The following is a 7,937-nucleotide window of genomic DNA, read 5'->3' on the forward strand; positions in this document are numbered from 1 at the left end:
TTCGCACCAGCAACTGATGGTTAAGAAGATAACTTACCAAAGCCCAAGAACCGACCCCAGCTAATATTGCCAAAATTACGCCCACAAAAGCGACGATCCAAGGATTATCCCAATTAGAGCTACTGGTTGGTGTAGTGACGGGATCGGGTTTCTGAGAGGGCATTGCGCTTTCTTTTTCTGGGGTTTCCCCAACTTCTACAGATTTTGCAACTCCCTGTCTGGGTTCGGGACGCCCCCCAACGGCCACAGTTTGCATTTGTGAAGTATTGGCAGAGGTCGGCGCATATGCTTGCGGTGGCTTCTGAGTTTGGGGCTGGAGGTTGAGGGCATCAGCTAGCGCCCGCGCCACTTCACGGGCTTCCTGGTAGCGATCGCCCGGTCTGTAACTTAACATTTTATTCAACACCTGCGTCAGCCCCGAATTAATCGGCGGTATCCATCGATACCAATTCCACGTCAGTGTAGCTTCATCAAATAATACCTGCGGTTCCTGAACGGTGAGTAAAACTATTGCTGTAACGGCAAGAGCGTAGAGGTCGCTGCTGGGATAAGCTCTGCCAGTTTGGATTTGTTCGAGAGGCGCGTAGCCCATTTTACCTACCATCGTTGCCGGTGGCGTGGAAGAATATTGAAACCGAGTTGCTAATTCTTTGACCACACCGAAGTCAATCAGCACAGGTAGGCGATCGCGATCGCGCAGTATGATATTGTCCGGCGAGATATCTCGGTGAATAATACCCTTGCCGTGGATATGGTGTAACACCGGCAGCAGTTGCTGTAAAAGCTGCAAAACCTCGCCTTCCGAAAACCTTTTTCCTTCCGCTCTGCGTTCCTTTAGCAGCGTGCGATAAGTTTTTCCTTCCACATAATCCTGCACCAAAAACAAGCGCCCATCTTGCTCAAACGTGGCGCGGAATTGGGGAATTTGGGCGTGCTGAATCTGGTAAAGTGCGCTTGCCTCTCTTTGGAAAAGTTCTTTGTACTTTTCCACAGAGTAGACCCCCGTTTGAGAAGGAATCAACTCCTTCAGAGCGCACAGTTCGTTAAAGCGCCCCTGGTCTTGTGCCAGATAAGTTCGTCCAAACCCCCCCTGACCTAAGATCTTTGCCAAGCGGTAGCGGTTTTGCAGAACAGTCCCAATGGGAAGCGGTGGTTGCATCGCGGTTTAATGGGTGGGCGCGGGTTAATGTCGGTTTTTCTGAGGAGGGAGCATTTTAGATCTATAGTAATAGGTCAAGGCGATACATAAGGAAGTACAACTTCTGCTCAGATTTTCCTACAGTAGCTTAACAGTAGCTTAACGACGCGACGGAGAGGGGATATCTTGAGCGATCGTACCGCACGCATGAAAAGAAGCATCTCTGGCTGCGATTTTACCTGTGCGTTAACGCCTTAGCTATCAAGTGGGTTCTTGGTGACTGTTATATATCCGTTTCTGGCATTAAACCTACTACATCGCTTTTTGAAACCATTTTCAGTCATAAACTTGACGATTTGTGCAATTGCATATTTAAATAAATTTTGCTTAACTCTGAATTCAGAGTTTGCTTATACAGTCTCTGATTCACTTTATTGTTTACCCATGAGTTTTTTTACTCACCGTCGCGAGCTTGGCACCTTTGTGAATCGGTCAACTCATTTAGATAGAACGAGACAAGGGTTTTAATAGCTGGATATTCATGTCATCGGCAAGGATGACTGTTTAATTTTCTTTGTTTGTCTCCCTTTTCTAGCCCAACTTGAAGGCGGGCTAAAGGGCACTTTAACCCGAATCTAAGTAATTTAACGGAGAAGGATTAAACCCGTCTTCAATAAGAGTCTGTTTGCTGGTAAGCAAAGGCTTCCCGAAGAATAAGGCTATTGGAAACCCTCCCGGTTTATGCCTTCAGCAGACTTAATCAACTCGAACAGATCTAAGAATCATCTCTTAAGCAAAAATTCAGGATATTGTTGGCAAAATAGAATGATAAGATAGCGATGAACACGCTTCGAGGGTCTGCTGTGATCCGCTCTGCTACTTTGACGCTTCAGCCGACACCACCGGTACTCTGCGCTAACAATCGTCTGAGATTGTTTTCTGGCACAGCCAATGTTCCTCTTGCCCAGGAAATAGCTCGTTACTTGGGTATGGACTTAGGGCCGATGATCCATAAGCATTTTGCTGATGGAGAAATTTATATTCAAATTCAGGAATCAATTCGGGGCTGCGATGTTTACCTCATTCAGCCATCTTGCCGCCCAGTAAACGATCACCTGATGGAATTGCTGATCATGATTGATGCCTGTCGTCGCGCTTCGGCAAGGCAAATCACCGCAGTGATTCCATACTACGGGTATGCCCGCGCCGATCGCAAAACAGCAGGGCGAGAGTCAATCACAGCCAAGCTGGTGGCCAACCTGATTACCGAGGCTGGAGCCAATCGCGTTCTGGCAATGGATTTGCACTCAGCCCAAATTCAAGGCTATTTCGATATTCCTTTCGATCACGTTTACGGTTCGCCGGTCATACTCGATTACCTGGCGAGCAAAAATCTCAGCGATATCGTTGTTGTCTCCCCAGATGTGGGTGGCGTAGCGAGAGCTAGGGCATTTGCCAAAAAGCTCGACGATGCCCCATTAGCAATTATCGATAAGCGCCGTCAAGCTCATAATGTCGCCGAAGTTTTGAATGTAATTGGCGATGTGGCTGGCAAAACAGCTGTATTGGTGGACGATATGATCGACACTGGTGGCACCATTACAGAAGGAGCGCGACTGCTTCGTAAAGAAGGAGCGCGTCAAGTTTACGCCTGCGCCACCCACGCCGTATTTTCTCCGCCTTCGATCGAACGGTTATCGAGCGGTGTCTTTGAAGAAGTGATTGTCACCAATACGATTCCGGTTCGCGAGGAACATAACTTTGAACAGCTAACCGTACTTTCAGTGGCAAACGTACTGGGCGAAACTATCTGGCGCATTCACGAAGATAGTTCTGTTAGCAGTATGTTTCACTAATAGGGGTTAGGGGTTAGGGGTTAGGGGCTAGGGGAAGAGAGAAAAGTCAAAAGTCAAAAGTCAAAAGTCAAAATTGCGCCTCTTCTCTCTTCCCTCCTCCCTCTTCCCTCTCCCTAGCCCCTAGCCCCTAACCCCGACGCCCTAGTTAGATCTAGGCACTGACAAGCTACTGAAGTTAGAGTTGTAGAGACTTGGCTGAGAGTGCCGATCGCATTCCATCATAGCCAAAAACCTCAGTTACTCAGGAAATAAACATGAGTTACACAACTGAAAGAGCAAGTTTGATTAGAGATTTGGATCGAGTCGCCAAAGCACGCCACGATGCTGCACGCTGTCTCTCTAAAATCGTTACTACTCTTACTCAAGCCGAGTCGGAAGGAGAATCTACCTCTGGTAAATTAGGTTTGGAAACATATATAGAAGATATCGAGTTAGCGAGAAAGAATTTACAACACGGTGTATTCAGGCTCCTAGTTTTAGGAGATATGAAACGGGGCAAAAGTACGTTTCTGAATGCCTTAATTGGGGAAAATTTATTACCGAGCGATGTCAATCCCTGTACGGCGGTGTTAACGGTTCTCCGCTATGGGGAAGAAAAGAAGGTTACCGTCTATTTTAAAGATGGCAAACCTCCCGAAAAGCTAGAATTTACAAATTTTAAAGAACGATACACCATTGACCCTGATGAAGCCAAAAAACTAGAAGAAGAAAAAAAGCAAGCTTTTCCCGATGTTAACTATGCTGTAGTAGAATATCCCTTACCGCTGCTGGAAAAAGGTATTGAAATTGTTGACAGTCCGGGGTTAAACGATACGGAAGCGCGAAATGAACTTTCGCTCAGCTACATCAATAATTGTCATGCAATTATGTTCGTGTTCAGGGCAGATCAACCAGTGACGATGGCAGAGCGTCGCTATCTGGAAAATTACATCAAAGGTCGAGGATTGAGTGTTTTCTTTTTGATCAACGCTTGGGATGAAATCCGCAAGGCACTCATCGATCCAGATGACGCGGAAGAGTTACAAGAAGCGGAAAATAAAGTGCGTCAAGTTTTTCGTACCAATCTATCGGAATACTGTCAAGTAGACGGACAGGATATTTATGACGATCGCGTGTTTGAAATTTCTTCGATTCAAGCTTTGCGGCGGCGGATGAAAAACTCGGAAGAGTCTCTGGAGGGAACGGGATTTCCAGAGTTTATGAATGAGTTGAATACGTTTTTAACTAAAGAACGGGCAATTGCACAATTGCGGCAAGCGATAACTTTAGCACAGCAAAGTTATCACCGCGTTTGGTCAGCGATCGATCGCCGTATCCCTTTGCTAGAACAGGATGTGGAGGAATTGAAACGGCGGATTGGTTCGGTTGAACCAGAATTTAAGAAGCTGACAGAAATACGCGATCGCTTTAAAGATGAAATTGCCAGCACGCGAGATAAGAAAGCGAGAGCGATCGCCGATTCTTTTAAAGAATACATTCTCAATTTAGGCAACACATTTGAATCTGATTTCTTGCGCTATCAGCCAAATATCGGATTTCTCGATTCCCTCAGCAAAGGTAAGCGGGAAGAATTTAATGCGGCATTCAAACAAGCATTCGAGCAATACCTCAACGACAAAATTTCGGCTTGGGAACTGACAGCAGAACGACAATTGCAAGATGCCTTCGGACAACTATCGCAAAGCGCATCCGAGTACGGTTCTGCTTATACTAAAGTAGCAAATGCGATTAATGAAAAATTGATCGGTTCCAAGCTACACGCCGCTCAAAATATAGGCTCTGAAGACAATTCGCCTGCATGGGCGAGTTGGGCGATGGGATTTTTCTCATTAGCTTTGGGTAATGTTGCCGGGATAGCGCTTGCAGGCGCGGGATTCGATTGGAAAAATATCCTGGTAAACTCTCTGGCTGTGATCGGAATTTGGAGCTTTTTATCGATTTTTTCCATATCTTTGATTACCGGACCGATCGGGGTTTTGCTGCTAGGTTTGGGTGTCGGTGCTTTACAAGCGGAACAAGCTCGGAAAGAATTGATCAAAGCCACAAAGAAAGAATTTGTCAAGTATCTTCCCCAAATAGCACAGGAGCAATGGCAACCTGTTCATCAAGCGGTGAAAGATTGTTTTGATGCTTACGATCGCGAAGTCACCAAACGCATCAATGATGATATCAAATCTCGACAAGCTGAGTTAGATAATCTGCTCGAACAAAAGCTATCCCGCGAAATTAATCGCGATAGTGAATTAAAGCGCCTGAAAAGTATTGATGCTGAGGTGCTATCCGAATATCGCAATCTCGAATCTGTCTACGAGGATTTGTTGTTATTCAACGCCTAATGTGTAGGGTGGGCAATGCCCACCTTACCTCGCTCGGATGCGTATTAATACCTTGAAGGTGCAATAAAGATGAGTTATAAAGTTGAAACCGATCGCTTTCTCAATGATTTGGAAAAAGTCGCCCAAGCGCGAGCTAACGTGGCAATGTCTCTCGGCAAAATGGCTGATACCATAGCACAAGCTGAATCTCAAGGAAAGCAAACTTCTGGCGAACTCGGTTTGGAAAGAGAGATAGAAGATATCAAAGTAGCGAGTAAAAATTTAAGCAAAGGCGTATTTCGGCTACTGGTTTTAGGCGATATGAAACGAGGCAAAAGCACGTTTCTCAATGCTTTAATTGGCGAAAACTTATTGCCGAGCGATGTCAATCCCTGTACGGCATTGCTCACGGTTCTCCGCTATGGGCCAGAAAAGAAAGTAACTGTTTATTTTAAAGATGGGAAAAGTCCCAAACAACTTGATTTTAAGAGCTTTAAGCAGGATTACACCATCGACCCAGCCGAGGCAAAGAAACTAGAACAAGAAAAAAAGCTAGCTTTTCCCGATGTTGATTACGCTGTAGTCGAATATCCCTTACCTTTGTTAGAAAAAGGTGTGGAAATTGTTGATAGTCCGGGACTGAACGATACAGAAGCGCGGAACGAATTATCTTTGGGTTATATCAATAATTGTCATGCAATTTTGTTTGTTTTGAGAGCATCGCAACCTTGTACGCTGGGTGAACGGCGCTATCTGGAAAATTACATCAAAGGACGGGGTTTGAGCGTTTTCTTTATGATTAATGCTTGGGATCAGATTCGCGAAAGTTTGATCGATCCGGATGATGAGGAAGAATTGCAAGAAGCTGAGGATAGGCTGCGGAAGGTTTTTAAAGCTAATTTGGCTGAATATTGCATCATCGATGGTTACGATGTTTACGATGAACGAGTGTTTGAGGTGTCCGCAATTAAGGCGCTGCGTAAACGCTTGAAAGTTGCTAACGCTGCTCTGGAGGGAACGGGTTTTCCAGAGTTTATGGGCGCACTCAACATATTTTTGACGAAGGAAAGGGCAATTTCTGAAATTCGACAAGCGCGAACTTTATCGCGCCAAGCTTCTAACCGCGTTAAGGAAGCGATCGAACGTCGCATACCATTGCTAGATCGAAGTGTCAAGGAATTGAAAGAAAGAATTAATTCGGTTGAACCGGAGTTTAACAAGCTGACTGATATTCGCGATCGATTCAAGGATGAAATTCAATCGTTGCGGGATAGAAAATCGAGATCGATCGCAGATTCCTTCCGCACCTACGTTCTCAACTTGGGTAACACTTTTGAAACGGATTTCTTGCGCTATCAACCGGAAGTACAATTTGGAGATTTCCTCGATCAAGGGAGACGACAAGCCTTTGAAGCCGGACTCAAACAGGCATTCGAGCAGTACGTCAACGACAAATTATCCGCTTGGACTCTCACCGCCGAGCAAGAAATGAATGCCGCCTTTACACAGCTATCTAAAAGTGCGGCGAATTACGGTGCTTCTTACACCAAGGTAACTGACAAGATTACCGAAAAAATCACCGGGCAAAAAATATCCTACTCTAGCAATACATCAATAGAAGATAAATCTCCAGCCTGGGCAAATTGGGCAATGGGTTTAGTATCTTTAGCTTCGGGTAACGTTGCGGGTGCGGCGCTAATGGGAGCCGGTTTCGATTGGAAAAATATCCTGCTCAACTTAATCGCTGTAATTGGAATCAGCGTAGCCGTTTCTACGGTTTTCGGAATTGTTTTAGGCCCAATAACGCTGGCGCTCGTAGGGTTAGGGATCGGTGTTTTCCAAGCAGATCGAGCTCGCAAAGAAGTCGTGAAAGCAGCTAAAAAAGAGTTAGTTAAATATCTGCCTCAAGTGGCAGAACAACAATGGCAACCGATTCACGATGCTGTCAAACAGTGCTTTGATGCTTATGAGAAGGAAGTGAGCGATCGCATTGACGATGATATCAAATCTCGCAAAGCGGAATTAGACAATCTGCTTCAACAAAAAGAATCCCGCGAAATCAATTATAAGACAGAATTGGAACGTCTGCACAAAATCGAATCAGATGTTTCTTCGCAATCGCAGAATATTGAGTCAGTGTATCAGGATTTTCTGCAAGCGATCGCTTAAATAGCAATGTTCATAGTTCATGGTTCGTGGTTCATTGTTTGTCGCAATGAACCACGAACAATATATTTCCAGAAAAGAATCTCAGCAGGCAGGATGCCTACCCCACAAGAATTATGGGAGAGGTCTAACGAACAATCTTTCGATTTAGCTAAAATTCTGCGATCTCTTCGATGGAGAGCTTGACTAAACTGGAAATAACCTCTTTATCTGCTCAAGGTTCTCTGTAGCGCTCTCAAGGGTAGAAGCTCTTGGAATTGATGCCAGGTATGGAGTTAGCGGACAGGCAACCTCAGCAGGCACAATCTATGAGTGACCAGGTATTTAGGCAATATTTTCAAGCGCTCGAACAGCAAATTGCCACCCTCAAAAGAGAACAACTTGCGGGGAATTGGGAGGAAATTACGGCGGCGCTGGAAAATTTACAACTGATTTACGAACAAATGCAAACGAATTTGGAGG

Annotated in this window: 5 protein-coding genes; 4 read left to right on the plus strand and 1 reads right to left on the minus strand. The window is 45.2% G+C overall.

The genetic code is table 11. The features are described from left to right. Positions 1 to 1,159, minus strand: a 1,159-nt coding sequence (locus H6S82_RS11285; protein ID WP_191056233.1) for a serine/threonine-protein kinase, incomplete at its 3' end; no start/stop codon positions are given. Between the two features lie 842 nt (positions 1,160 to 2,001). Between H6S82_RS11285 and H6S82_RS11290 the strand changes: the two genes are divergently transcribed. The 4 genes from H6S82_RS11290 to H6S82_RS11305 form a co-directional block, all read left to right on the plus strand. Beyond that, positions 2,002 to 2,994, plus strand: coding sequence for a ribose-phosphate pyrophosphokinase (locus H6S82_RS11290; protein ID WP_322111826.1), 993 nt, complete (start codon positions 2,002 to 2,004; stop codon positions 2,992 to 2,994). Between the two features lie 254 nt (positions 2,995 to 3,248). Then, entirely contained in the window at positions 3,249 to 5,330 is a 2,082-nt protein-coding gene (locus H6S82_RS11295) for a dynamin family protein (protein WP_190465266.1), read from the plus strand. Positions 5,331 to 5,399: 69 nt separating this feature from the next. After that, positions 5,400 to 7,478: a dynamin family protein gene (locus H6S82_RS11300; RefSeq protein ID WP_190465265.1), complete on the plus strand. Its 2,079-nt coding sequence runs from the start codon at positions 5,400 to 5,402 to the stop codon at positions 7,476 to 7,478. A 248-nt stretch (positions 7,479 to 7,726) separates the two neighbouring features. After that, the coding region (locus H6S82_RS11305) for a hypothetical protein (protein WP_347339487.1) at positions 7,727 to 7,937 on the plus strand (211 nt) is incomplete at its 3' end.

Source organism: Planktothrix sp. FACHB-1355 (genome assembly GCF_014748295.1).
Classification (GTDB): Bacteria; Cyanobacteriota; Cyanobacteriia; order Cyanobacteriales; family Aerosakkonemataceae; genus Aerosakkonema; species Aerosakkonema funiforme_A.

What these genes read in the sequence shown, in the direction of transcription:
- H6S82_RS11300 (WP_190465265.1), top strand. Translation starts at nt 5,400, where the DNA reads ATGAGTTATAAAGTTGAAACCGATCGCTTTCTCAATGATTTGGAAAAA.
- H6S82_RS11295 (WP_190465266.1), top strand. Translation starts at nt 3,249, where the DNA reads ATGAGTTACACAACTGAAAGAGCAAGTTTGATTAGAGATTTGGATCGA.